20 protein-coding genes are annotated in these 26,600 nt (G+C 48.6%); 10 read left to right on the top strand and 10 right to left on the bottom strand.

All coding sequences use genetic code 11. From position 1 onward, the window contains the following. Positions 1-387 precede the first annotated feature (387 nt). Entirely contained in the window at positions 388-1,623 is a 1,236-nt protein-coding gene (locus tag ACE3T3_RS05430; protein ID WP_374664831.1) for an OprD family outer membrane porin, read from the top strand. Between the two features lie 34 nt (positions 1,624-1,657). Beyond that, positions 1,658-3,283, top strand: coding sequence for an alkaline phosphatase (locus tag ACE3T3_RS05425; RefSeq protein WP_374664829.1), 1,626 nt, complete (start codon positions 1,658-1,660; stop codon positions 3,281-3,283). Positions 3,284-3,452: 169 nt separating this feature from the next. Here the strand turns inward: ACE3T3_RS05425 and ACE3T3_RS05420 are convergent, their stop codons facing one another. The 4 genes from ACE3T3_RS05420 to ACE3T3_RS05405 all read right to left on the bottom strand — a co-directional run bounded on the left by ACE3T3_RS05420 (position 3,453) and on the right by ACE3T3_RS05405 (position 9,741). Continuing rightward, complete coding sequence (locus ACE3T3_RS05420) at positions 3,453-4,190, bottom strand: phosphatase PAP2 family protein (protein ID WP_374664827.1); 738 nt, start codon at positions 4,188-4,190, stop codon at positions 3,453-3,455. Between the two features lie 202 nt (positions 4,191-4,392). Then, on the bottom strand, positions 4,393-6,534 hold the full coding sequence (gene pta / locus ACE3T3_RS05415) for a phosphate acetyltransferase (protein ID WP_374664825.1): 2,142 nt from the start codon (positions 6,532-6,534) through the stop codon (positions 4,393-4,395). A gap of 58 nt (positions 6,535-6,592) precedes the next feature. Continuing rightward, positions 6,593-7,810: an acetate/propionate family kinase gene (locus ACE3T3_RS05410; RefSeq protein WP_374664823.1), complete on the bottom strand. Its 1,218-nt coding sequence runs from the start codon at positions 7,808-7,810 to the stop codon at positions 6,593-6,595. Positions 7,811-8,475: 665 nt separating this feature from the next. Then, entirely contained in the window at positions 8,476-9,741 is a 1,266-nt protein-coding gene (locus ACE3T3_RS05405) for a glutamate-5-semialdehyde dehydrogenase (RefSeq protein WP_374664821.1), read from the bottom strand. Positions 9,742-10,041: 300 nt separating this feature from the next. Here ACE3T3_RS05405 and ACE3T3_RS05400 point away from each other — a divergent pair, with 300 nt between their 5' ends. Beyond that, complete coding sequence (locus ACE3T3_RS05400; RefSeq protein ID WP_374664819.1) at positions 10,042-11,373, top strand: alpha/beta fold hydrolase; 1,332 nt, start codon at positions 10,042-10,044, stop codon at positions 11,371-11,373. A gap of 30 nt (positions 11,374-11,403) precedes the next feature. Here ACE3T3_RS05400 and ACE3T3_RS05395 read toward each other — a convergent pair whose 3' ends face one another. Continuing rightward, a complete protein-coding gene (locus ACE3T3_RS05395; RefSeq protein ID WP_374664817.1) occupies positions 11,404-12,276 on the bottom strand; it encodes a class I SAM-dependent methyltransferase in 873 nt (290 codons plus the stop codon). Between the two features lie 123 nt (positions 12,277-12,399). Beyond that, complete coding sequence (gene nagZ, locus ACE3T3_RS05390) at positions 12,400-13,425, bottom strand: beta-N-acetylhexosaminidase (RefSeq protein WP_374664815.1); 1,026 nt, start codon at positions 13,423-13,425, stop codon at positions 12,400-12,402. A 199-nt stretch (positions 13,426-13,624) separates the two neighbouring features. Between nagZ and ACE3T3_RS05385 the strand changes: the two genes are divergently transcribed. From ACE3T3_RS05385 to ACE3T3_RS05355, 7 genes are all read left to right on the top strand, one after another. Next, entirely contained in the window at positions 13,625-15,823 is a 2,199-nt protein-coding gene (locus tag ACE3T3_RS05385; protein ID WP_374664813.1) for a carboxy terminal-processing peptidase, read from the top strand. Between the two features lie 346 nt (positions 15,824-16,169). Further along, complete coding sequence (locus tag ACE3T3_RS05380; RefSeq protein WP_374664811.1) at positions 16,170-18,227, top strand: putative bifunctional diguanylate cyclase/phosphodiesterase; 2,058 nt, start codon at positions 16,170-16,172, stop codon at positions 18,225-18,227. Between the two features lie 539 nt (positions 18,228-18,766). Further along, a complete protein-coding gene (locus tag ACE3T3_RS05375) occupies positions 18,767-20,359 on the top strand; it encodes a peptide chain release factor 3 (protein WP_374664809.1) in 1,593 nt (530 codons plus the stop codon). A gap of 96 nt (positions 20,360-20,455) precedes the next feature. After that, positions 20,456-21,280: a hypothetical protein gene (locus ACE3T3_RS05370; protein ID WP_374664807.1), complete on the top strand. Its 825-nt coding sequence runs from the start codon at positions 20,456-20,458 to the stop codon at positions 21,278-21,280. Positions 21,281-21,335: 55 nt separating this feature from the next. Continuing rightward, positions 21,336-22,280 (top strand): RsiV family protein, encoded by a 945-nt coding sequence (locus tag ACE3T3_RS05365; protein ID WP_374664805.1) that lies wholly within the window; start codon positions 21,336-21,338, stop codon positions 22,278-22,280. Next, positions 22,280-23,107, top strand: a complete 828-nt coding sequence (locus ACE3T3_RS05360; RefSeq protein WP_374664803.1) for a TatD family hydrolase — start codon at positions 22,280-22,282, stop codon at positions 23,105-23,107. Before ACE3T3_RS05365 ends, ACE3T3_RS05360 begins: the two co-directional genes overlap by 1 nt. Positions 23,108-23,209: 102 nt before the next feature. After that, positions 23,210-24,016, top strand: coding sequence for an enoyl-ACP reductase (locus ACE3T3_RS05355; RefSeq protein WP_374664801.1), 807 nt, complete (start codon positions 23,210-23,212; stop codon positions 24,014-24,016). A gap of 164 nt (positions 24,017-24,180) precedes the next feature. Here the strand turns inward: ACE3T3_RS05355 and secB are convergent, their stop codons facing one another. From secB to rsgA, 4 genes are all read right to left on the bottom strand, one after another. Continuing rightward, complete coding sequence (gene secB / locus ACE3T3_RS05350; protein ID WP_374664799.1) at positions 24,181-24,636, bottom strand: protein-export chaperone SecB; 456 nt, start codon at positions 24,634-24,636, stop codon at positions 24,181-24,183. A gap of 40 nt (positions 24,637-24,676) precedes the next feature. Next, positions 24,677-24,931 carry a glutaredoxin 3 gene (gene grxC / locus ACE3T3_RS05345; protein ID WP_374664797.1) on the bottom strand — a complete coding sequence of 85 codons (255 nt, stop codon included), beginning with the start codon at positions 24,929-24,931 and terminating at the stop codon, positions 24,677-24,679. Between the two features lie 19 nt (positions 24,932-24,950). After that, positions 24,951-25,358 (bottom strand): rhodanese-like domain-containing protein, encoded by a 408-nt coding sequence (locus tag ACE3T3_RS05340; protein WP_374664795.1) that lies wholly within the window; start codon positions 25,356-25,358, stop codon positions 24,951-24,953. Positions 25,359-25,452: 94 nt separating this feature from the next. Next, positions 25,453-26,511 carry a small ribosomal subunit biogenesis GTPase RsgA gene (gene rsgA / locus ACE3T3_RS05335; RefSeq protein ID WP_374664793.1) on the bottom strand — a complete coding sequence of 353 codons (1,059 nt, stop codon included), beginning with the start codon at positions 26,509-26,511 and terminating at the stop codon, positions 25,453-25,455. Positions 26,512-26,600 lie beyond the last annotated feature (89 nt).

The following is a 26,600-nucleotide window of genomic DNA, read 5'->3' as shown; positions in this document are numbered from 1 at the left end:
TTCAAATCTTCAAATCTTCAAATCTTCAAATCTTCAAATCTTCAAATCTTCAAATCTTCAAATCTTCAAATCTTCAAATCTTCAAATCTTCAAATCTTCAAATCTTCAAATCTTCAAATCTTCAAATTTGCAGGTGCTTAAGTCTTTGTGTTTTCAGCATTTAATACTTTTTGTCTGAAGAATCAACACTGATTTCAAAAGTTTTATCTGAATTATTTTTAGATAAATTTATATATTATCAAATGTTTATATTTAACAAATATTATATTTTTCACATAATTGTCATGTAGCTGCAAGTGTTTTGTCATACAGTTTCTTTAGGTTGTTGCTGGATTTCTCAAGGACTTAAGAGGTTAGACGTTGAATTACAAAGCGCTCTTTTGCTGCATGGCTTTCGCCCCAATCCTGACGATGCAGGCAGCACAAGCAGAATTTATACAAGACAGCAAAGCTGAAATCGACTTTAAAAATTATTATTTTGATCAAGATCAGGCGCCCAGCAACAAAGACTCGACCGTTTGGGGGCAGGGCATTGAATTGAGCTATCAATCGGGCTTTACCGAAGGTCCAGTCGGTTTTGGTTTGGATGCGACAGCGGCAGTAGGCATCCGTTTAGACGGCAGTCAAGATAAAGCCAAAAATTCGCTGATGTTCCCGCTGGATGATGACGGCGCGCCAGTCAATTACTGGACACGGGCATTTCCGACCGTCAAAGCGCGCTATCAGAAAACTGATGTGCGTGTGGGTGAGCTGCGCCCGAATTTGCCGATTTTAAGCCGCAGTTTCGCCCGCTTGCTTGAATCGGCCTATCTAGGCGGGCAAGTGACCTCTAAAGATGTAAAAGGGCTGACGCTGACCGGCGGCTATGTCACGAAAGCGATTCCGCGTGCATCAAAGGACACCTCGAAGCTCTCTATTAAAGGCGCAACCGAAACCAGTGACGGCTTCTTATTTGGCGGTGCGGACTGGAAGCCGAATAAAAATTTAACGCTGCAGTATTATGCGGGGGAGCTGGATGATTTCTACGTGCAGCAATTTGTCGGTGTAAAGCATAAATTTCCGCTCAGTGAACACCAGAGCTTCAATACGGACTTGCGTCTATTTGATACTCAGGCAACAGGCGCCAATAAGCGCGGTGAAGAAGGCTACGGCGCTAAAGTGGATAACCAGACCGCCAGTGTAGATTTTAAATACAAATTCAAAAATCATCAGCTGCAATTCGGCGCGCAGCAAATCGGTGATGATGGTGATTTCCTGCATATGAATCAGGGCAGCTTAGGCACCGGCGCGGATGGCACGTTTATTTATTTGCCCACCAACCGCTTGCTGCAGAACTTTACCAACGCCGGGGAAAAATCGACCTGGTATGGCTACCGCTATGATTTTAATGATCAGTATCTGAAAGGGCTGAATATTTCATTCCTCAAAGTCGAAGGCCGTGACTTCGGCAAATGCGGCTGCGCAACCGAGTCTGAAATTGATTATACCTTGCGCTATAAAGTGCCTGAAGGGAAATTTAAAAACCTCGGATTTACGGCGCAATACGGCAAATTTAAGAAGAGTACCGGCACGCAGCAAGAACAGACCCGTATTTATATGACTTACACTTTGCCGCTTTTTTAAGCCTGGCGCATCGCAAATTGCATAGAGAAAAATGATGAGTAATTTTAATTCGAATCGCCGCCAGTTTTTAAAAGGCTTGGCGGGCGCAGGTTCTTTGGCTTTATTTTCCGGGCTCAGTCCTGTCCGCACATGGGGCAGTGCAAAGTTTCCGATCAGCCCATTCCAGCTGGGTGTCGCTTCAGGTGAGCCTTGGCCGGATGGTTTTGTGATCTGGACGCGGATTGCGCCTTACCCGCTGTCTGTTGATGGCGGCATGCCCAATGAAGCTGTGGAGGTTGATTGGGATGTTGCAGCTGATGCTGAATTTAAAAAAATTGTAAAAACGGGCAAAGCGCAGGCGCACCCGGATTTGCATCATACCGTGCATGTAGACGTTGCCGGCCTAGCGCCAATGACCCGCTATTATTACCGTTTCCGTTTAGCTGGTTATGAAAGTCCAGTCGGCACAGCAAAATCAGCGCCGGCGGCCCATCAGATGCCTGATCAGATCCGTGTGGCCGTGGTGGGATGCCAGCATTATGAAACCGGCTATTACACCGCTTATGATTATTTGAGCCAGGAAAACGATATCGATATCGTTTTCCATTATGGCGATTACATCTATGAAGGTCCTGAAGGCAAGGGCGGCGGCCGCGCAATCGGCGACTTGCGCGTTTCCATTCCTGCACGCCAGCATATTGGGCCAGAAATTCAAACCTTGCTGCAATACCGCGTCCGCTATGCGCAATACCGGGCAGATCCGGACTTGCAGGCGGCGCATGCTTCTGCGCCGTTTGCGATCACCTTTGATGATCATGAAGTGGATAACAACTGGGCGGCGGATATTGAAGAAAAAGGGGCGAAGAAAGACATTTTCCTGCTGCGCCGTGCAGCAGCGTTTCAAGCCTGGTATGAATACATGCCTGTGCGCTTGCAGCAAAAGCCGAATGGCCCGGATATCCTCGCTTACCGCACTTTAGATTACGGCAAAATGCTGCGGATGAATATTTTGGATACGCGCCAGTACCGTTCTCCCATTTTATGCACCAAGGCTCAGCTGGAAGACGGTTTTGATCAAATGGATTACTGCCGCACGGAAAACAGCCGAAATGAGCAAGTTCTTGGCAAGGCGCAAGAGCAGTGGCTGGCGAAGCAGATGCGCCATGACAAACGCTGGAATGTGCTGGCGCAGCAGATTCAGGTCATGCCTTGGGTGCGCTACAATAAATCAGGCAATGCCTATTTTGGCAAAGACACATGGAATGGTTATCCTTATGCGCGTGAGCGCTTGATCGAATCAATCAAGGAAAATGCGCCGCACGGCAATACCGTGATTTTATCAGGCGATTTGCATCAATACTTTGCGGCCAATATTCCAAGCGATTTGAAGGACTATCAGAGCCCGTCGATTGCCACTGAATTTTTGACCACATCAATTAGCTCTACCGGCAATGGCCAGCCGATTCGTCCGGGGCAGGAAGATGTGCTGAAGCTGAATCCGCACATTCAATTCATTAACGATCAGCGCGGCTACCAGACTTTGGACTTTTTTAAAGACTATATGCGCACAGATTTAAAGGTTCTGGATTTTGTTGAAAAGCGCGGCGGAAAAATGACGACAGCCGCCAGTTTTGAAGTAGCCTATGGTAAGCCGGAGCTCAAGCGGATTGCCTCGAAATGAGGCGGCAGCAATATCCATGCTGAGTCAAATAAAGCGCTTGGAGCAATCTCAGCGCTTTATTTTTATCTGGAATAAGCAGACGCATATATGGCAAGAAGATAAAGCTGATCCGGTGGATCAGCCGTCCATACGGTGGGCCAGTGCGCAGGGTGATGTTAACCGCCCGTGCTTAGTGATTTTTTGAGATTAAGCGGTAAATTTCAGTTTTGGCTTTGATCATATCCGCTTGAAATTGCGGATCCGCCTGCAGGCGTGAAAATTGCGCTGCGCCCATCAGGCGGCCAGCATCGACATCGCTTTGCCAATGCATATTGCAGACGACCCGGCTTTGTCCGAATTCAATGCCGCGTTTGAAAATCTCATTTTGGCGTTCAGGACGCAGCTGCGCCAGCACCAAAGCATATGTCCAGCCAATGGTGGTGTGGCCGGATGGATAGGAGACAAATTGGTTCTTTGCATTTTCCTCATCCGGAGTGCAGGTCTGGACATTGAAAAACGCGTATGGACGTTCGCGGCTGTAATGCTTTTTGGCGGTTTGTGTTGAATACCGGCTGTCCAGCTTAATCTTTTTTAAGATTTCAAAAAGCACAGGGGTATTTTTTTGATTAATTTCAACACCAAAAGCCTCAGAAAAGGGCCGGCCTAAATGCTCATTGGAAACATCTGCATCAATTATGGCCTGTTTCCAGCGCTGTTCATTTTTGTCCTGGCGCATTTGCTTGAAGATTGCCTGATCTCTTGCAAAGCTTGCGCTGTCCGCCTGCGGCGGTTCAGGCAGGATTTCCAGGCTGTTTGGCGCCTGAAATGGCGTCAGATAGGCGTTCTCTGCAGCAAAAGAGGCGCTGTTGACGCAGGTAAAAACCAGAGCGGGGATCAATAATTTCATTAAAGGAGGGGCATTTTTCATTGTGAAGTCATGTATGGAATAAATTAAAAGCGGGCTCACAATAAGCCGTATAATTGACCGCATGATGACAGTTGGAAAATTAATGAAAAATAACGTAATTTTTATTTGGTATTGATTTGATGGATCTGTTTTTTATAAAAAAAACCACCCAATCTCACGATTGGATGGCGCTGAGTATCAACTGTAAAATGCTGGCTTTAAATTATTGTGCAGCCTGCTGTTCAGACTGGATTGCTGTCAGGGCAATAGTGAACACAATATCGTCCACTAAAGCGCCGCGCGACAAGTCATTCACCGGCTTATTCAAGCCTTGCAGCATTGGGCCAACGCTGACGACATCTGCAGAACGCTGCACCGCTTTATAGGTGGTGTTGCCTGTATTCAAATCTGGGAAAATGAACACATTGGCGCGGCCTGCAACTTTTGAGTTCGGCGCTTTAGAACGGCCAACACTTTCGACTGATGCCGCGTCATACTGCAATGGACCGTCAATCAATAGATCTGGACGGCGTTCCTGCGCAATGCGGGTGGCTTCCGCCACTTTTTCAACTTCTGCGCCAGCGCCAGAAGTGCCCGTTGAGTAGGAAATCATCGCAATGCGCGGATCAATGCCAAAGGCTTTGGCTGAGTCTGCAGATTGAATCGCAATTTCCGCCAGCTGTTCAGCTGTTGGGTCTGGATTGATGGCGCAGTCGCCGTACACATAGACTTCGTCCGGCAGCAGCATGAAGAATACTGATGAAACCAGTGAGTAATCCGGCGCTGTTTTGATCAGCTGGAACGCAGGGCGCACGGTATTGGCTGTGGTATGCACTGCACCTGAAACCAAGCCGTCAACTTGCTCTAAAGCCAGCATCATGGTGCCTAAAACAACCGTGTCCTGCAGCTGTTCACGCGCCTGCAGTTCATTGATCTTGCCTTTGCGCAGCTCAACCATTTTTTCCACATAGTTGTCGCGGATCAGGTCCGGATCAATAACTTCCAAGTCATACGGCAGTTCGATGCCGCGCGCTTTGGCGACTTCAATCACCGCTTCCGGTTTGGCTAACAGCACGCACTGCGCAATGCCGCGTGACTGGCAGATCGCTGCCGCTTGCACGGTGCGCGGCTCATCACCTTCAGGCAGGACAATGCGTTTTTTTGCAGCAATTGATTTTTGCACCAGCTCATGGCGGAATGCGGATGGCGACAGGCGCGGCTTGTGAGAACCGTTGATCAGCTGAGTGATCCATTCCGGGTCAATATGGCTGGAAACAAAACGGATCACCTGTTCTGCGCGTTCGGTATCGTCTACTGGAATTTCATTGCTGAGATTTGCCAGTTCCTGCGCCGTTTCAAAGGTGCTGAGCGGGGTGTGGATAATTGGCAGACCTTGCTTAATCGCAGTCTGGCAGAAGTCCAGAACATGTTCATTCGGCTGATGATGCTCAGTCAGCACCAAGCCTGCCAGCGGAATGCCATTGCTGCTGGCCAAGCTGCTGGCCAGCAGTACATCAATGCGGTCTGATGCGCTGATGATCAGCTCGCCGGCCACAAATTTATGCAGTTCGTGTTCAATGTTTGACGCAATCAGGCTGCTGTGCAGGACGCGGCGCTGTTTGGCTTCGCCTTCATTGATCCAGTGCGCGGAAATATGCGCGGCCAAATCGGACATGCGCGGCACACTGAGGGTGTTGCTGAAAGGCACTAAGCCAATGACCGGGAAGTTTTCAGAACCCAGCTGCGCATTTTGCTTTTGCAGCTGCGCTGAGAATTGATTGCTGTCGCTGATTAAGCGCAGGCTCGGGTTCATGGTCACAGGCACTTGCGCAGATCCATCCGGCAGGCCTTTGGTGCGCATGAACAATACGCCAGCAGTGCGCTCGTTGCCGGCGCCGCCAAAATTACGCAGCTGAGCTTCAATTTTTTCAACGGCGGCTTCAGGGCTGCGGATATCTGCCGTGCTGATGATCAGCACTTTGGCGTCCAGCGCTTTAGCAAGGTCAGCATTGAGCTCAGACGCAAAGGCATCGCGGCTGGTCGGCACCAGACCTTCGACAATAATCAGATCGTGCTTTTTCGCAATTTCACGGTGCAGGCGGACAGCATCTTCCAGCAGCTCGTCATTTTCATCACGGCTTAAACGGCGGACGACCGCAGCATGGCTGATCGGCTCAACGGTTTCATTGTTGAATAAATGACGGCATAAAGCTGTGGTGCGGTCCGCTGGAGACTGCGCTTCTTGTGAAAATGGCTTGAGAAAGCCGGCTTTAATGCCTTGGCATTCCAGCGCATAAATTAAGCCCAAGCATGCAGAGGTTAAACCGACGCTTTCCCCAGTTGGCACGAGTAAGATTGTTTTCATAATGCATCTAAATTAAAAAATAAAATATTGAACTCGACAGCGTGCTGGAAGCGGCTGCTTAAGCAACCGCTTCTTCTTCCGCTTCAGACTTTTTTGCTGTGTCGGCCTCTTGCTCGACCACATGCTGAGTTTCTTTGGCGATACGGCCTTCTTCGTCAGTCGGCACAACCCAGATTTGCGGACCTGCGCCAGCGTCAATACGGCCTTCAGTACCGCGTTTCAAGCTGTCGTTTTTGTCTTTGCTCAAGTTGAAGCCAAAGTGCGGCAAGTAAGCCAAGGTTTTTTCACGGATCAATGCCGAGTTTTCACCGATGCCGCCGGTGAAGAACAAGCCGTCAATGCGCGGCAGGCCGCAGCTGAGCGCCGCTAAGGATTTAGCCAAGCGGTAGCAGAATACTTCAATCGCCAATGCTGCATCTTCATTGCCTTGCTCAGACGCTTCAATCAGTGTGCGCATGTCATTAGACAAATCAGATAAACCTAACAGGCCAGATTGGCTGTTCAGCATTTTGTCGATTTTGTAGATGTCCCAGCCTAAGTTTGATGCAAGGAAGCTGTGAATGCTTGGGTCTACATCACCGCTGCGCGTACCCATCACCACGCCTTCCAGCGGCGTCAGGCCCATAGAGGTATCGACTGATTGGCCGTTCCAAATAGCGCAAGTTGAGCTGCCGTTGCCAAGGTGAGCTGTCAACCAGCCGCCTTGCTTGAAGCTGCCCGCCAGTTCTGAACCGCGTTCAGAAACATAAGCATGGCTGGTGCCGTGGAAGCCGTAACGGCGCACGTTGTGCATGGTGTACAGGAATTTCGGCAATGCATAGCGGTAGGCATGTGACGGCATGGTTTGATGGAATGCCGTATCAAATACAGCCACTTGCGGCAATTGCGGGAAGAGGCGCATGGTCGCTTCAATGCCGACCAGGTGAGCTGGATTGTGCAGCGGCGCCAGCGGTGTCGCTTCGCGGATGCGCTCAATAATTTCAGGTGTCAGCAATTCCGCTTTGGTTAATGTGCCGCCGTGTACAACGCGGTGGCCGATCGCTTGCGGATTATGATGCGATAAGCGTTCTAAAATAATTTCTAATGCTTTTTCATGGTCAGCGTCAGGAATAGCCAGCTCTAATGGCGCGCCGCCTGTCGTGATGCCTTTAATTCGGGCTTCCGGTGAGCCTAAGTTTTCAGCCAAGCCGAAAATACGGTCTTCACGACGCTCAGAAACCAACGCATATTTAATTGAAGATGAACCGCAGTTAATTACTAATACTGATGTAGACACGTTTTTTTACCCGAATTCTAATTAAAGTACTTATCCATGACATGATCCGAACGCAGTGCTTTATTGGTGCAATTTAGATCAGTAATGATGTTTTAACATGGGTTGTTTTTCCATCCTAGATAGACTTTAGGAGATTAGACTTAAGCATTATCGACCCAGTTTTCAATAATAATTAAAATTTATCAGCTGATATTTTTCATTTATTAATAAAATAGTCCTGCTGGATCAAATGCTTTGCGTTAATAATATTGAACATAACATGTAAGTTTCGCATTGCTATGAAAACCATAAAAAAAATATGGATTTTCTTCTTCATTTTAAACACGCATCGAGCCATGCAGGCAAAACGTGCCGCTTTATACCGCGCCGGTATTGTCCAAAAATGCTGAAATTACGCATAAAAAGCCTAAAAATTCAGCATTTTTGAGACTGTTCCATTGCTATTTTTTCTCATGCCTCATGTCACAATAGCGCTAAAAAACAGTCAAATCGATCAAGCATTGACCGGAAATAAATCTTCCTGCCGCATCAGCACTGCAAAATTTACGTTTTAATTGAAGCAGGATTTGCATGCTTATTGTGCTGCAAATTTGTTTTCTGCCGATCACCGGCAGGCAAAAATAAAGCCCCGTAAACGGGGCTTTATTTAATTTGGAGCGAACAGCTTACTGACGGATTTGACCGTCGCCAAACACCACCCATTTTTGCGAGGTCAAACCTTCTAAGCCGACTGGGCCGCGGGCATGGATTTTATCGGTAGAAATGCCGATTTCCGCACCTAAGCCATATTCAAAGCCGTCCGCGAAACGGGTTGAGGCATTGATCATCACCGAGCTTGAATCGACCGCAGCGAGGAATTTGCGCGCCAGGCTGAAGTTTTCAGTAATGATGGCGTCGGTATGGTGTGAACCGTATGTATTGATATGATCAATTGCCTCATCAATGCCGCTGACCACTTTAACCGCTAAAATAGGGCCAAGATATTCGGCATACCAGTCTTCTTCTGTGGCAGTGACCACATGTCCGCCCAAAATGCGGCGGGTTTCAGCGCAGCCGCGCAATTCAACCTGTTTTTCGGCATACAGTTCGGCAATGTTCGGCAGGAATTCTTCCGCCACTTTTTCATCAACCAGCAGGGTTTCCATGGCATTGCAGACGCCATAACGGTGAGTCTTGGCATTCAGGGCGATCGGCAGCGCTTTTTGCAAATCCGCCTGCGCCTCAACATAGACATGGCAGTTGCCATCCAAATGCTTGATCACCGGAACACGCGCTTCTTCTGTAATGCGTTCGATCAGGCTTTTGCCGCCGCGGGGCACAATCACATCTACATATTCAGGCATGGTGATCAGCAAGCCGACTGCAGTGCGGTCCGTGGTGTTAATGACCTGTACCGAATTTTCAGGCAAGCCGGAAGCTTTCAAACCATGCTGAATGGCTGCCGCAATGGCTTGATTCGATGCCAATGCTTCTGAACCGCCGCGCAGAATAATGGCATTGCCGGATTTCAGCGCCAAAGAAGCAGCTTCCAGCGTGACATTCGGACGGGATTCATAAATCATGCCGACCACACCCAGCGGAACGCGCATTTTGCCGAGCTGAATGCCGGATGGGCGGTAAGCCATATCGGTAATTTCACCGATGGGGTCAGTCAGGCCGATGACATCTTTTAAGCCTTGCAGCATGCCTTTGAAGCGTGCGGGAGTCAGTTCTAAGCGATCAAGCAGCGCGCTGTCCAGATTATTGCTGTGCGCTTTGTCCATATCGATTTGATTGGCCGCCAAAATCGCCGCTTCACTGTTTTGCAAAGCCGTATAAATTGCGGAAAGCGCATTGTTTTTGGATTCAGTAGAAGCACTGGCTAACACGCGAGATGCTTGGCGCGCCTGCTGTCCTACCGTTTGCATGTATTGTTCAATAGACTGTTGCATAGCGGTTGATCACTTAGAAATTTCCATCTGATATTAACAGCCTCGCAGCGGACAATGAAGCTTTTGCACTGATATTTAGGTCTTATTTGAACAGCGCATTCACATTTTGAAATTGTTTTGATGCAGAAAGCGGATGAGCGGCGGCAATTGCAGTTGCGTGTAAAATCATCTCCTGTATAGAATGAAACGATACTGACATTGAAGTCATACAAATAAAGACAAAAGAGCAGGACGCTTGCCGCAAGCCGCTCTCATTAATTTCCTGCACAATAAAAATAAGGCAGGAATGGAGGAAAGGATATGAATTCCATTATCCAAATGGACTCGGGTGTACACGCAGAAAGCATGCAGTGCAATTTTTTTGACTTATATGATCGGGACAGCTTTAAGCAGCCCGCGCGAACGACATGGATCGATGGCTGGAAAGTTGAGTACATGGCGATTGCTCGGCCGGAAACCATGCATATGACGCCCATGGTGATCATTGGCGGGGCATTCCAGAATTTCAATTCCTACAAATATTGTGTCGAACAGCTGTTTGCGGCGGGGCCCATCATTCTCATTGATCTGCCGTCGATGGGCGCCAACCAGCAAATTACCAATGTAGACAGCGGCCTTTCCGCAGGAACTTTGGAACTGGAGGACTTAGCCGGCATGTTGGGCACTTGGCTGGATATGGTCGGGATGCAGAAAGTTGCTGTCTTGGGCATGTCTTTGGGTTCAGTGGTGGCATCCTGCTTGGCGCATCAGCGTCCGGAGCTGGTGGAGCGCATGATTTTGATGGGCGTGATGCAGAAAACCCGCAAGAGCTGGCGCATGCTGCTGGAAGAATCGCTGTACTTGATGAACGAGCAGCGCATGGAAGAATTTGGCCAAGCGGTGATTCTGTATTTGGTCAATCATGCCAAAATGGACGTGACCCGCATGTCGCCGACCGCAAAGCGCCTATTCTTCCGCCAAATGGCGGAATTTGCCGGAACCGAGCTGGAACGCTATGACATCAACTGCAACCGCCTGCTGCGCCTGACCGATGTGCCGGTTCCAGAATGCGATGTGCTGGTGGCATGCGGTCAATATGACAGCTTTACCTTGCCGCATGAAAATGCCAACTTTGCTTTGCAATGCCCGAATATGCAGTTCGCGATGATTGCCAATGCTGACCATGTGCCGCAGCTGCAGCGCCGCAAAGAAACCATGAATCTGTTTGCCACTTATCTGCGGGGAGAATCCATTCAGAATTTGGACGGCATTTTGCCGATGAGCCGTGAACAGATGGCGCAGATAGACCGCCGCGGCGAAGAGCGCATTGAAGTGCAGCAGCCTTTTACGCAGCTGACGCACCGCCATTCAGATTTGACATTGAAGGTTGAAATTGCAGATTTAAACTATTTTGGCCTGCTGCTGAACCTGCAGGACAGCGCCGCTGCAGAGCTGGCGATGCAATATCCGCGTGATTTGGCCTTGCATCTGCAGGATGAAGCCGGCGAGTTTAAAATTGAATGCCTGATTTTTGAAAGCTCCGGTTCGCAATTGCGCGCTTTATTTAAGCATGGCAGTTTCGAGGTTGCAGAGCGACTGCTGAATTTTGTCAAATGGCAAAAAGCGCAAAACCATATGCAGAAAGCGGTCTGAAAAATAACTTTTGGTGTAAAAAGAACAGCGTTATGAACGCTGTTTTTTTAGCACGGCATGAATCACCCAAACCAGATCACCGCCATGTTCTTCCGGATTTTTGAAGGCAATCAGATTGCTTTCGGCTGCGTCCTGAAAAAAGGCGGCTGGCTGCAGGACATCCACTTGATTAAAGCCGGTATTGCTGAAAAAAGTCTGCACTTCCAGTGGGTTGATAAAATGAAAAGTAAACGAGCTGCGTGACATGATTTTCAGCAGTTTGCTGCAGGTCCAAATAAAGCTGGCCAATTTGTTTTGGACCGGTTCTGGATAAATGTCCGTCAGATAATGCAGCTCTGAAAACTCCTGCCCGTATTCTGTCATGCCTTGCAGCAGCTGATTCAGCAAGGTTTTATCAAAGTAATTAATCAGCCCCTCACTGATAATGGCCAGCGGGCGGCTTGAATCAAAGCGCTGAAAAATCTTTTCAAAGTCTTCTGTGAAAATATCTGCGGTGAGCACTTCGGGGGATTGGGCATCCAGTTCCAGCAAAGCGCGGGTTTTTATGGCGGCCATATCCGGCAAGTCCAATTCACGGTAATCAATCTGCGGGAATTTTTGCCGGAAATTCCAGCTGCGCGGCGATAGGCCGCAGGCGATCTCTAAAATTTGCAGATCAGGATGCTGCTGAATGAGTGCTGTCAGCTGCCGGTCAATCATACTGTGGCGCTGCTTTAAGGTGGTGCGCATGCTGCCGCCGACATGCTTTTCTGCCCAGCTTTCGAGCGGATGCAGAATTTTCGCTAAGAACTTGCCTTTGGCTGTCGCAAAAACGGGGTGTGAAATGCCCATGCTGTACCAGATATAGCCGGTATAATGCGCAGTAAATGAAATATGCCGATGTTCGGATAGATTTTGGGTCATAACAACTAAACCTTGGATATTCTTTTAATTTTCGTTTTGCTGCAGTGAATCTGCTGTTTTTATCATCATAATCAAAAAGGAACACGCTGTCGTGTTCCTTTTATCATTTTTATTGGAAATATTTTAAGCGCTGAATTGGCTTTTAAAGTCCAAAATGCGGTCACGGGTATGCGCCCAGTTTTGACCTAAATCCAGCTGCTGTCCCACTTTTAACGCAGGGATCTGACCGCGCATGCGTTCCAGACGCTGCTGGTTCGGCATCGGCAAATCGGCAATGCCTGCCAAAGCGGTGCAGGCGGACTCACGGTTATTGCAGACCAGGCCCATATCGCAGCCGGCATTTAAAGCTGCTTGAATGCGCGCATCCGCACCGCCTGCAACGCAGGCCGCCTGCATGCTGAGGTCATCGGAGAACAAGACGCCGTCAAACTTCAATTCTTTGCGCAGCACCTGCTGAAGCCAATAGGGAGAGAAACCTGCCGGATTTGGATCAATCTGATCGTAAATGACATGTGCAGGCATCAGGGCATCCAGCTGCGGCATCAGCTGAATAAAGCTTTGCATGTCTTTTTGATAAATTTCATCGTAACTGCGCGAATCTACCGCAGCCGCAACATGCGAGTCTGCTTTGACAGAACCGTGGCCTGGGAAGTGCTTGCCGGTAGACGCCATGCCTGCGCGTTTCATGCCTTGAAGGAAAGCGCTGGCTAGCGGCACAATATCCTGCATATTTTGGGCAAAGCTGCGGTCGCCGATCACATCGCTGATGTCATTGAGATCCAGCACGGGCGCAAAGCTGAAATCAATGCCGACCGCCAGCACTTCAGCCGCCATCAGCCAGCCGCATTGTTCAGCCAGCTCCAGCGCTTTTTCAGGTTGGCTTAAGTAAAGTTCGCCAAACTTGCCCATAGCCGGCAGCAGGGTGAAGCCGTTTTTTAAGCGCTGCACGCGGCCGCCTTCCTGATCAACGGCAATCAAGATGTCAGGACGAACTTGACGCATATGATCGGTCAAAGCGCGGACTTGCTCAGGCGATTCGATATTTCGGCCAAATAAAATCATCCCGCCGACTTGCGGAGCCTGCAATAGTTCAATATCTTCTTGAGTAAGTTCTGTGCCAGCAATGTCGAGCATTAATGCGCCAATCATATTGAGGGTCCGTGTTGGAATTTTTAAGGAAAAACAATACCTGAATTCTGCAATGTTTTGCTACACTTTGTCAGCACAGATTATGATAAAACTACACGACATAAACAGATTAAGTCATTTAAGATTTTGAAAATACTCAGTTCAAGTCGGAAAATGACACGGCATTTTGGTTAGCGAACCAAGGAAGTACGACATATTTATGAAACTTCAAACTCTAGCTTGCGCTGTTGCCTTAGCAACAGGCGGTTTATTTTTTACTCATGTTGTAAATGAAGCAATTGCTGCCGAAAGCAATGCAGCAGCCTCAACAGCGATTCAGCCCTCGCAAGAACAAGCTTTGGTTTCCCGTCAGTTGGCAACCTTGGTCGATCGTCAGCATTATTTAAATCAGCGCTTGGATGCCAATACCTCCAACCGCATCCTGGATTTTTATATTGATAGCTTAGATCCAGAGCATACGCTGTTCTTGGCTTCTGAAGTGGCGGATTATAAGAAGCGTTTTGGTGCAAGCTTCGGCGCGAATCTGAAAGCGGGCAACTTGAGCGGCCCGTATGAAATTCATGCGCAATACCGTGCGCGTCTGAAGCAGTTCTACAGCTTTATGCTGAGCGAGCTAAAAAAGCCGCAAAATTTAAATCAGCCGAATACTTATATTGAAACGGATCGTGAAAAAGCGCCGTTCTTTAAGTCCGAAGCTGAACAGCGCGCGCATTGGAATAAAATGCTGGTGTCGCAGCTGATTAACCTGACCATTAGCAAAGAAGAAGATCAGGCGAAGCAAAAAGCCCTGAAGGACAATCCGGAATTGGCCAATGGCCAAGACCTGACCGGTCCGGAAGACTTAACGCCAGTTCAGACGCTGACCAAGCGCTTTAGCCGTCAGCTGGAACGCGTCAGCCGTCTGAAAAGCGATGATGTGCTGGATAAAACCCTGAATGCGATGATGCTGACCTATGATCCGCACAGCAACTATTTCCCGCCTGTGGATGCGATGGAGTTGAACCGTCAAACCACGCTGCAGCTGGAAGGGGTTGGGGTGTCGATCCGCCCAGACCGCGGCAATGAAGACTACACCAAAATTGAAACCATCGTCGAAGGCGGCCCCGCCAGCAAGTCCGGTCAGGTCAAAGCGGGTGACCGCATTATCGGCGTGGCGCAAGACGGCGATAAGATGGTGGATGTCATCGGCTGGCCGAGCAATGAAATTGTTGGCCTCATCCGCGGCAAGCGAGGCACCAAAGTCACCTTGCGTTTACTGGGCGCTGGCGCATCCATGAGCCAAGCGCGCAATGTCACCATTGTCCGTGATGTGATTCAGGAAGAAGATGCGGGCGTGCGTTCGCGCACCGTGGAAATTGAACGTGACGGCAAAAAGCATAAGTTCGGCGTGATCGAAATTCCATCGTTCTATTTGAACTACCGTGCGCGCCGTGAAGGGGCGGAGTACCGTTCAGTATCTGAAGACACCAACAAAGCATTGAAATCGCTGGCTGCGCAAAATGTAGAGGGCATTATTGTCGATTTGCGCAATAACCCAGGCGGTTCATTGGAAGAAGTCGCGCGCATGCTGGGGCAGGTGATCAAATCTGGTCCAGTGGTGCAGATCCGTGACGGCAATGGCAATGTCAGCGTCTTTGAAGATGATGATGGCGGCGCGCAAACCTATGCAGGGCCAATGGCGGTGCTGATCAATCTGGCCTCGGCATCAGCCAGTGAAATTTATTCGGCCGCGATTCAGGACTATGAGCGCGGGATTGTGATTGGCAGTACCACTACAGGGAAAGGCACAGCGCAAGTACAGCTGGATTCTTTGGCTTATGGCCAGGCGACCTTAACCCAGCGCAAGTTCTACCGCGTAACAGGCGGCAGTACGCAAAACAAAGGCGTGGTGCCGGACATTAAGCTGGTGGATATCTACAATGAAGAGTTCGGCGAACGCAAAGCCAAAAATGCGCTGAAGTGGGATACGATTCCGACCGCGCCGTTTAAGCGTGAGGGGGCCATTCAAAACTACGTTCCGGATTTGGTGAAATCATCGCAGCAGCGTGTCAGCCTCGATCCGCAGTTCAAGTTTTTGGAAGCGCGTACTGCTTTAGCGAAAAAAGCCGATGATCAAAAGCAGATTGTTCTGGATTTGCAAAAGCGCAAAGCGGAATTGCTGGAGATGGAGCAAAAAACGCTGGCCGCTGAAAATGGCCGCCGTAAAGCGACAGGCTTAAAGCCTTACAGCAATTGGGAAAGCTATCAGGCATCGATGGATGCGCTGGTTGAATCCCGTGCCAAAATGAAAGCCACTCAGCGTCCTGCCTTGCCGGAGGACGAAGCGTTTGTGGATGAGGCCGCCGCAGTATTGCTGGACTATGCAAAACTGCAAGGCAGCGCAAAAACAGCGCCTTAACCCATTTTTCCTGTTTTGCAAAAACCAGCGCGCTTCGGCCAGCTGGTTTTTTTATGCACGATGAATTGTCCTGATGCAAAAAGGCCGCGTATTTACCGGATGATACAGAAGCGCGGCAAGATTTCTGAGCGGCCGGCGGCGGGCCCGCCTATTTTCTTATAAAAATGATCAGCGATAGCAAAACATCGAAGAAATGCTTGACCAAAGCGGAAGAGTATAAGATTCTAGGTCGATTATTTTATTTTTTGCCGGCATTTTTTCTCTTTATTTTCAGGCAATCAACTTAAAAATACTGGTCATTTAAATTGAACAAAATAACATTAAAGGCTTGTGCGGAATCTTGTTTATGACGCATATACACTATGATTATAGTCTTGTATTGGGCTCTGCTATTGTTGCATTGCTGGCATGTTATTTTGCCATTTCTTTAGAACAGATCTTATTCCGCGGATCAAGACCCAAGCATGAATGGCTGATTTTGACATTGAGCGGGGCGCTTTTAGGCGCAGCGATCTGGTGCATGCACTTTGTTGCCATGATGGCCAGCAGCATGCCAGGCGCGCAGTCTTTTGATACCGGCTTAACCTTGATTTCCTATGTTATTGCTTTTGCCGCATCTGTTTTTGCCGTTTGGCTGACCACGCGCTTTACCCTGCCGTTAATCCGTTTGACGCTGGGCGCGATGCTGATGGGGCTGGGCATTTCAGGCATGCATTACACCGGCATGATGGCTTTGAACATTCAAGGCTATGGCGTCCGCTATGATCCGATTTTGGCCATTTGTTCAATTTTGATTGCAATCGGCGGTTCATGGATTACCTTTTTATTGGCCTTCCGCAATAAGCATGCGAGGCGCTTTAAAACACCGCTGAAATTTGCCGTTGCCTTTACCTTAACCATGACCATTGTGGTGATGCACTATACCGCTATGGCCGCTATGAGTTTTGTTCCTGTCGATGCTGCGGCCAAAATTGTACAGGTGAAAGGCTTTGATCTGCAGCTGTTAACGGCCGTGTTTATGACGTGCCTGGTGCTTGCAGTGGCCTTTTGTGTGGCGATGCTGGAACGCCGCTTGGAAGAGCGCAACCGGCAGCTGACGAAAGCCAATCGGGAACTGGCCAATTTGGCGGTGCAGGACAATTTGACTAAATTGCCGAACCGGCTGTTCCTTGCAGAATATGCACATTTTCTATTTACCGATTTCCGCTATCAAAAAGATCAAATTGCATTTTTGTACATCGATTTAGACCGCTTTAAAGCGGTGAATGACGTATTTGGGCATCATGTCGGCGATCAGCTGCTGATCCAGCTGTCTAACCGCCTGCACCGCCTTTTGGATGACCATTCTAAATTGCTGCGTATTGGCGGCGATGAGTTTTTAATGGTGCTGGAAAATGCAACTACAGAGCAGGCATCTGTTGTTGCGGATAAAATTTTAGAATTAATTCAGGACAGTTTCCTCATCGCGGGAAAAGAAATCAATATTTCCGGCAGTATCGGCATCGCGATGTATCCGGAACATGGCAGCAACTTGCAGGATCTGTTGATTAATGCCGATGCCGCCATGCTGACCTCTAAAGATCAGGGGCGAAACACGTATTCTGTGTTCTGCTTCAGCGCAGATCAAAACGAGGCGAAAAGCCAAACCAAGCTGATTAACGATCTGTATAAAGCAGTCGAAGACCAGCAGTTTGTGCTCTTTTATCAGCCTAAATTCAAAGCCTGTGAGCGGGGCATTTGCGGTGTGGAAGCCTTGATTCGCTGGAAGCATCCGACTTTAGGCCTGCTCACGCCGAATATGTTTATCCGCGGGGCGGAAAAAACCGGTTTGATTATCCGCATGGGTTATTGGGCGCTGGAAGAGGCGTGCAGGCAGATCAAAATTTGGGAAGTCAGCCATCCGCAATTTTTGCCGATTTCGGTCAATTTATCTGCGATTCAGTTTGAGCATAAGCATCTGTTTTCCACCTTGGACGAACTGCTGGAAAAGTATCAGGTCGATCCAAGCTATTTGATGATTGAAATTACTGAGTCGACGGCGATGCATCATATCGACAGCAGCATCCGCACCTTGGAGCGTTTGCGCCAAATGGGCATTAAGCTGGCCATTGATGACTTCGGCACAGGGCACTCCAGTTTCTTGTATCTTAAAAATCTGCCGGTGGATGAGCTGAAAATTGACAAAGAATTTATCAGCGATTTAACGCCGAATTCCAAAGAAGAAATGATTTTGGAAAGCATTATTAAGCTGGCGATTAAATTGGGGCTGGTGGTGACGGCAGAGGGGATTGAAACGCCATTGCAGGCAGAAATTTTGACCCGGTTGGGCTGCCAGCAGCTGCAGGGCTATCTGCTGGGCTTGCCGGTCGGTGTGGCGCGTTTGGAAGCTTCTGAGTATTTATAAGCTTAAAAAAAGACGTTGAATTGAACAAGGCCGCTCGTACTTTTAGCCTTAATTTTGCGGGACCGTTTCTGCAGTTGCAGTCATGACGGTATTTTTGTTGAAGCATCAACATCAAATAAGAGTCTACTGACTTCAGCTGTTCATATTTTGGATTATGGTGAAATACTTATCAGTTACCTGAAGAGACTTGGGAAGCTCCACCATCTTGATGGTTGGAGTCATGCTGGGATGTCATTGTAGAGCTATCCACGGAACAAGCAGGCTGCAGTGATTTAATATTGCATGTAAAAGTTTTTAAAAAAAATAAAAGTTTTGATTTTGTAATCCAAGATATTTACGTTCCTTGAATCCGTGCAAGATTTTATATTTGCTAGGTAGGTTCTTCATCCATGACACAGCAGAATGCTGAAGGCATTGAATGCATGCGGCGCAAAAAGTGTATTACTAAAAATTATTCTAAATCTGCTACAATATCGCCAATTTTTGATATAGATCAAATCTGGTCTTTTGCGCTGTAAGTCTGCAGCAGGTGTCTTTCCATGAGTTTTAAACAAGAACTGGCGGCGCAGGTCGCTCAGCGCCGTACTTTCGCTATTATTTCCCACCCCGATGCCGGTAAAACCACCATGACAGAAAAACTGCTGTTATGGGGCCAAGCCATTCAGGTAGCCGGCATGGTGAAAAGCCGCAAGTCCGACCGCGCAGCGACCTCGGACTGGATGGAAATGGAAAAAGAGCGCGGCATTTCGATTACGACGTCGGTCATGCAGTTCCCGTTCAAAGACAAAATGATCAACCTGCTCGACACCCCGGGGCATGAAGATTTCTCAGAAGATACCTACCGCACCTTAACAGCTGTTGACTCTGCATTGATGGTGATTGACGGTGCAAAAGGTGTCGAAGACCGTACTGTGAAATTGATGGAAGTCTGCCGCATGCGCGACACGCCGATCATTTCATTCGTCAACAAAATGGACCGCGAAATCCGTGAGCCTTTAGAGCTTTTGGATGAAATTGAAAATGTCCTGAAAATTAAATGCGTGCCGCTGACATGGCCTTTGGGTACAGGCCGCGATTTTGCCGGCGTATTCAACTTAATCGAAGAAAAATTCTACGTGTATAAAGCGGGCTTCGGCTCGATGATTACCGATATTGAAGTACGTGATGGCTATGACTATCCGGACTTGCGTGAAAAAGTCGGTGATTTGGCCTGGGCGGCCTTTGAAGAATCATTGGAATTGGTGCAAATGGCCAATGAGCCTTTAGACCGTGCAGAGTTTTTGTCAGGCCGCCAAACGCCGGTGCTGTTCGGTACCGCTTTGGGCAACTTTGGCGTAGACCATGTGCTGGACGCTTTCTCCAACTATGCGCCGGAGCCGAAAGCGCATCCGACGGAAGTGCGCACTGTGGAAGCGACCGAAGAAGGCTTCAGTGGATTTGTTTTTAAAATTCAAGCCAATATGGACCCTAAACACCGTGACCGCATTGCCTTTATGCGGATCTGCTCAGGCAAATATGAAAAAGGCTTGAAAATGAAGCATGTGCGTACCGATAAAGACGTGCGCATCAGTGATGCATTAACCTTCTTGGCCGGTGACCGCCAGCATCTGGAAGAAGCATGGCCGGGCGATATTATCGGCCTGCATAACCACGGCACAATTCAAATTGGCGATACCTTTACTTCCGGGGAAAAGCTGCACTTTACCGGCATTCCGCACTTTGCGCCGGAAATGTTCCGCCGTGTGCGCCTAAAAGATCCGCTGAAATCAAAACAGCTGCAAAAAGGCTTGAAAGAGCTGTCTGAAGAGGGCGCAACGCAAGTCTTTATGCCGCAAAACAGCAATGACTTGATTGTCGGCGCGGTCGGCGTGCTGCAGTTTGAAGTGGTGGCCTACCGTTTGAAAGAAGAATACAAAGTCGATTGCATTTATGAGCCGGTCAGCATCAACACTGTGCGCTGGGTTACTTGCGATGATGAGCGGAAATTCAACGAATTTAAGAAAAAAGCCCATGACCAGCTGTCGGTTGATGGCGGCGGCCATTTGACTTATCTGGCGCCAAGCCGTGTGAACCTGCAATTGATGCAGGAACGCTATCAGGATATTCAATTCCGCAATACCCGCGAGCATTAAGTCTCCTATTGGACAGAAATACAAAACAGCTTCACATGAAGCTGTTTTGTTTTATGCTAAATTGAATTTTATTTTCAGCCCCTATTTATCCGTATTATGAATCTCATCAAGGATGCCGTTACTTTTTCAATGCTTGGCATGGCGTTGCTGCTGGGCGCTTGCGATAATGCTGATAAAGCGCCGCAGCAGGATACTGAAAAGAAGGCATCGGTCTTTGCGCAGAATAAAGAAGAAGTGCTGCCGTATCTGAATATTCAGGAGCAGCCGGCAAAAATTGCCCAGCCCTTTTGCGAAAATAAAAGCTGTATCGATTTGGATGTGCAAACAGTACATACCGCAGATGCCTGGCTGAATGCCTGGATTGAGCGCAATCAGGCGCTGGTGGTGCAAGATCAAGTTGATTTGAAGCAAAGCATGAGCTTGCAGCAGGCGATTAATGCTTATGTAAAAAAATCAGATGCATGGCAAGCAGAATTGAGCAGCAACAAGGCCTATGCTTTGGCGATGTATACCCGCATTCCTTATCAGCGCAATCAATATGTGTTGCTGCAGGTTGGGGTGGATACTGCACAGGAAAATGTCAAGGTCAAAGAGCGCCATTACTTTTTTGTGGCCGACCGCCGCGCGCAAAAAAGCCTGAGCCTGCTGGACATTGTCGATCCGAAACAGCAGGCGAAGATGAATGCCATTGTGCAGGAAGCCTATGCCAAATGGCTGAAAGAGCAGGACGCCGCTGTACGCGGCGCAGCGCCGAAAAAACTGTATTGGGGGCAGTCCGACTGGTTTTTTGATCAGGAAGGCATAGGTCTGCATTACCGCACTCATGAAATTGTCAAAGACGGCAAGCAGCTGGACATTTATTTAACAAAACAACAAACACATCAGGTCTTGAAAGCTGAGGTATATCAGCATATGTTCTAATCATGAAATGCATTGAAAAATGATGCAGATAGGCCAAAAGAGAGACTGACGATTCATGTTGAAGCATAAAAATATTTGGGTGATGAGTATTTTGAGCTCTGCGCTGGCGCTGAGCGCTTGCCAGCCGCAAAAAGCTGAACCGCAGCCGGAAGAGAAGCCGAAGGCCGAAGTGCCGGATCAAAGCATGAAGCTGATTGGAGATTCAGAAGCGCTGAAGCTGAGCATGCCGGACTGCGATGGCAACAGTTGCCCTGAAATCTCCATTTCCCGCCTCAGCAGCAATCAAAACTTTATTGACCGCTATATTGATGATGAAATTTTGAAACAGCTGGGCCAGATTTTATCGGTAGAACCGGCGCAGGAAAAAGCGCAGGCCGCGGCCAGCGAAACAGCGGCGGCTTCTGAAGTCAAATCTGCCTTGGCGCAGGTCGAAACACCCAAGATTAAACTCGAAAAACAGACTGCGCCGTATATGCAGGCCTTTACCAAATTGGATCAAGAGCTGAAAGCGTTGAATTCTGCGCAAAAAATCAGCCTGATGATTAAGCCGAAAATTCTCAATGCCGAATTGCCATTGGCGACAGTGGTGCTGAACAGCAGCAGCTATTTGGGCGGCGCGCATGGCTCATCATCGCAGCAGTATTACAATTTTGATATTCAAGCGAAAAAACTGGTCAGGCTGGATCAGATTATCGAGCCGAAGCAGCGCGGCGCGCTTGAGAAAAAGGCGCATGAAGCCTTTACGGTTTGGGTTGAAGATTCCAAGCTGGCGGACAGTGTCGCTGAATATGAACAGGCATGGAAGTTTAAGCTGTCTGAAAATTATTTCTTGGGCAAAGATGGCCTGATTTTGCAATATGGCGAATATGAAATTGGGCCTTATGCGGTCGGATTGCCGCGCCTCACCATTCCTTATGATGCGCTGAAAGGCATCCTGAAACCGCAATATTTTCCAGCGGCTGCAATCAAGCCGGCCTCTGAAGCCAAAGCGGCCTCTTAATGCGGAAGACGCCAGCGCTGTTTGATACCCATACCCATTTTGATGTGCCGGATTTCGATGCTGACCGGGAAGCGCTGGCGCATGCCGCCAAGCAAGCCGGAGTGGAGGGGCTGGTGCTGATCGGGTTTGTGCAGCAGCGTTTTCAGGATTTGATTCAAACCCAGCATTTTTTGAATAGCTTAAATCATGCGCCGAAAAGCTATTTGGCGCCCGGGCTGCATCCGTTTTATATCGAGCAGCATCTGCCGCAGCATCTGCAGGATCTGGAGCATCTGCTGCAGACGGAAGACTGCATTGCGGTGGGGGAAATCGGGCTGGATACGTTTTTGCCGCAGCATAAGCAGCCGGAGGCGCAGGCCAAGCAGCAGCGCTTTTTTGCGGCGCAGCTGCAGCTGGCGCAGCAATATCAGAAACCCGTGCTGCTGCATATCCGCAAGTCGCATGCCGATGCGCTGAAAATTTTAAAGGCGCAGCAGTTCAATCTTGGTGGGATTGCACATGCTTTCAGCGGCGGTGTAGAAGAAGCCAAAGCCTTTATCAAGCTGGGTTTTAAAATTGGCGTGACCGGGCAAATTACCAATCCGAATGCTAAAAAATTGCATGCCGTGGTGCAGGCGGTGGGTGCTGAACATTTGGTGCTGGAAACCGACTGTCCGGATATGACGCCGCTGTGCTGCCAGCACAGCACTGGGCAGCGCACGCGCAATACGCCGGTGAACTTGCCCTATGTGCTGCAAGGGCTGGCGCAGAGCCTGCAAGCCGATGAAGATGCATTGGCAGAGCAGCTGTGGCGCAATACTTTGGATGCGCTGCATCTGGACATATAAATCCGGCGATTTTCGAATTGCTGTAAAAAAGGCGCATTATGCAATTTCTAAAATGCTTTAGACTTGGCATTATGCTGTTAAATTTGATCAAGTGAGATTCACATGGCACAAGGACTATTGGCGGGTAAACGCTTTTTAATTGCGGGTATTGCCAGCAAGCTATCTATTGCGTTCGGTATTGCCCAAGCATTGCACCGTGAAGGCGCTGAATTGGCATTTACTTATCCAAATGAAAAATTAAAAAAGCGTGTCGATGACTTTGCTGAACAATTTGGTTCAACTTTGGTTTTTCCATGTGATGTTGCGGTCGATGCAGAAATTGACAATGCTTTTGCTGAATTGGCAAAACATTGGGATGGCCTGGATGGCGTGGTGCATTCGATCGGTTTTGCGCCAGCGCATACTTTAGACGGCGACTTTACCGATGTTACTGACCGCGAAGGCTTTAATGTTGCGCATGACATCAGCGCGTACAGCTTTATCGCCATGGCCCGCGCAGCGAAGCCTTTATTGGCAGCGCGTCAAGGCTGTTTATTGACGCTGACTTATCAGGGTTCTGAGCGTGTGATGCCGAACTACAATGTCATGGGCATGGCAAAAGCATCTTTAGAAGCAGGCGTGCGTTATTTAGCGTCAAGCTTGGGCGCTGAAGGCATCCGCGTAAATGCGATCTCGGCTGGTCCAATCCGCACATTGGCAGCTTCAGGCATTAAGTCTTTCCGTAAAATGCTGGACTTGAACGAAAAAGTTGCGCCGCTAAAACGCAATGTCACCATTGAAGATGTCGGCAATGCCGCGCTGTTCCTGTGCTCGCCTTGGGCAAACGGCATTACCGGTGAAATCATGTATGTGGATGCCGGCTTTAACACCGTGGGCATGAGCGCTGACTTGATGCTGGATGCTGAATAATTCTCTTTAAGTTCCCTCTCTCTTTGGGAGAGGGCTAGGGTGAGGGGAATAATCATGTATTTGAAAAAAAGACCTCTCCCTGACCCTCTCCTAAGAGGAGAGGGAATTTAAGGCAATAAAAAAGACCGCAATAGCGGTCATTTTTAGGTCTGCAGGTTCAGCGATTAAGCTTGGCCTTCAGCTGCAGCAACTTGAGCGCGCTGCAAGTTCGCTTCAAATTCAGCATCGAAGTTGATCGGTGTCAGAAGCAGTTGCGGGAAGCTGCCTTTTGTAACCATATCGTTTACCGCTTCGCGCAGGAATGGGAACAGAATGTTCGGGCAGTAAGCGCCCAGAATGTAAGGAAGGCGTTCTTCTTCAACCGCATCAATCAGGAAAATGCCTGATTGAGTCACGTCAACGATAAATGCTGTATCGCCGGCATTGTTGGCTTGAACCACAACTTTCAATGACACTTCAAAGTGAGTCGGGTCAACTTTTTCAGCAGAAGAAGACAAATTAATGTTTAATTCCGGCTGCCATTCTTTAGTAAAGACTTGCGCCCCAGGTACTTCAAAAGAAATATCTTTAGTATAAATACGTTCTAAAGCCAATTGCGGCTGAACTTGTTCTTCACTCATTCTGTAATCCTTAATATGAAGATGTGATGATATTGAGCTGTTAAGCCAGTAATTCGTCGAGCTTGCCTTCACGTTCTAATGCGTAAAGCTGATCAAACCCGCCAATAAATTGTTCACCGATAAAAATTTGCGGCACAGTGCGGTGGTTGGTGCGCTGCATCAACTCTACACGTACTTCAGGCGCTTCATTCGATAGATTAATTTCTTTATATGCGACGCCTTTGCGCTCAAGGAGCTGTTTTGCACGGATGCAGTATGGACAAACAGTAGTTGAATAAATCGTTACTTCAGCCATTTAAAATCTCCTTAAATCTTTATTTCGCTTTAACCAACGGCAGGCCTTGGGCTTTCCAGTTGCTGATGCCGCCATCTAAGCGGTAAGCATCGGCGTGGCCGACTTGCTGCAAAGCAGAACCTGCAACTTGGCCTAAGTTGCAAATGAATACTAATGGACGGTCTGAAGTTTTCAATTCTTCAAGATGCTTTGTAATTTGGCTGTAAGGAATGTTGCGGCTGCCGCTGATGTGGCCTTCGCGGAAATCTTTCGCATCACGCAAATCAATCAGCATGGCATTTTTTGCTTTAACCAAAATCCCCAAAGACTGCGGTGAAATTTTGCGGCCATTGCGCTGACCTTCTAAAAGGAAGAACAGCACCACTAATACAGCAAGTGCGCCAAACAAAAAGGGGTGATTCCCCATAAATTCGAACCAACGTTCCACAAGTCACCTAATCACAATTCAAAAACTGCCAAGAGTATAGCTGATAAATATGGTGATCAAAATCACCGCTTCAAGGGTTCAGCCGGAATAAAAACTAATTTTTTTGCTGCGCTTCCGCAATTTCATCAATTAAACGCAAATAGCTTTCCAAGCGCCGCGGCAAAATTTCGCCTTTGGCGGCCGCTTCACGCAAGGCGCATTGCTTTTCATGTTTATGCGTGCAGTTGCGGAATTGGCAGTAGCCGAGCAGGTTGGAAATTTCGGTAAAACCGTTTTGCACGCTTTCGGTGGTCAGATGCCACAGGCCAAATTCACGAATCCCCGGCGAGTCAATCAGCGCCGCATTTTCACCAAAGGCAATTAACCGGGTAGAAGTGGTGGTGTGCTGGCCCAGCGCCGAGTTTTCAGAAATCACATTGGTCTTTTGCGCAGCATCCGGAACAATGGTGTTGATCAGCGAGCTTTTGCCGACACCGGACTGGCCGACAAAGGCGACGGTTTCACCCGCCAGCCGTTCCGCCAGTGCAGAGATATCGCCAGTCGATTGAGTTTGCATCACTTCATAGCCGAGATGTTTATATTCTTCAACAATCTCAAGAATCGGATCATTTTCTTTGACCAAATCCATTTTGTTCAGCACCAGCAGTGCAGGAATATTGGCATCGGCGCAGGCCACCAAATAGCGGTCTATCAGGCTCGGCGCAACTTCTGGGAAAGAGGCGAATACAATCACAATCAAGCTGACATTCGCGGCCACAGGCTTCACTTTATGATAGCGGTCTGGACGGGTCAGCAGTGATTTGCGCGGGTGAATGGCGGTAATAATGCCTAAGCCAGTATTTGGGTCGGCCTGCCATTTCACGCGGTCACCGGTCACCAGCGCTTCTAAATTGGTGCGGGTATGGCAGCGCCAGACACTGCCCAATTCAATCGCTTTCCAAGCGGGTTCCGGTTCACCTTCAGCGACCACTGGTTTTTCAGGATGCACCTCTGGAACTGATAGGGCTTGCACTTCAAGCTGGCGGCCATAGTGCTGCACAACCAAGCCTTCAAGATCATTGGAGGTATCCATTTCTTCCTGACGGGATTGGTGCTGTTTTTGAATGCGGCGCTGCTGCTGTTCAGTCAGGCGGCGCTTACGGATTAAAGCCATTCAGATCCTAAAAAAACCGTGAAATCTAGAAGGCAAAAATAGCATGAAGCGGGGTCTATTTACAGCGCGGGGCCAAGAAATTTGCTACT

The sequence above is a fragment of the Acinetobacter sp. genome, assembly GCF_041919735.1.
Taxonomy (GTDB): Bacteria; Pseudomonadota; Gammaproteobacteria; order Pseudomonadales; family Moraxellaceae; genus Acinetobacter.
The sequence above is the reverse complement of the archived record's forward strand: the minus strand, read 5'-3'. Positions and strand labels throughout refer to the sequence as shown.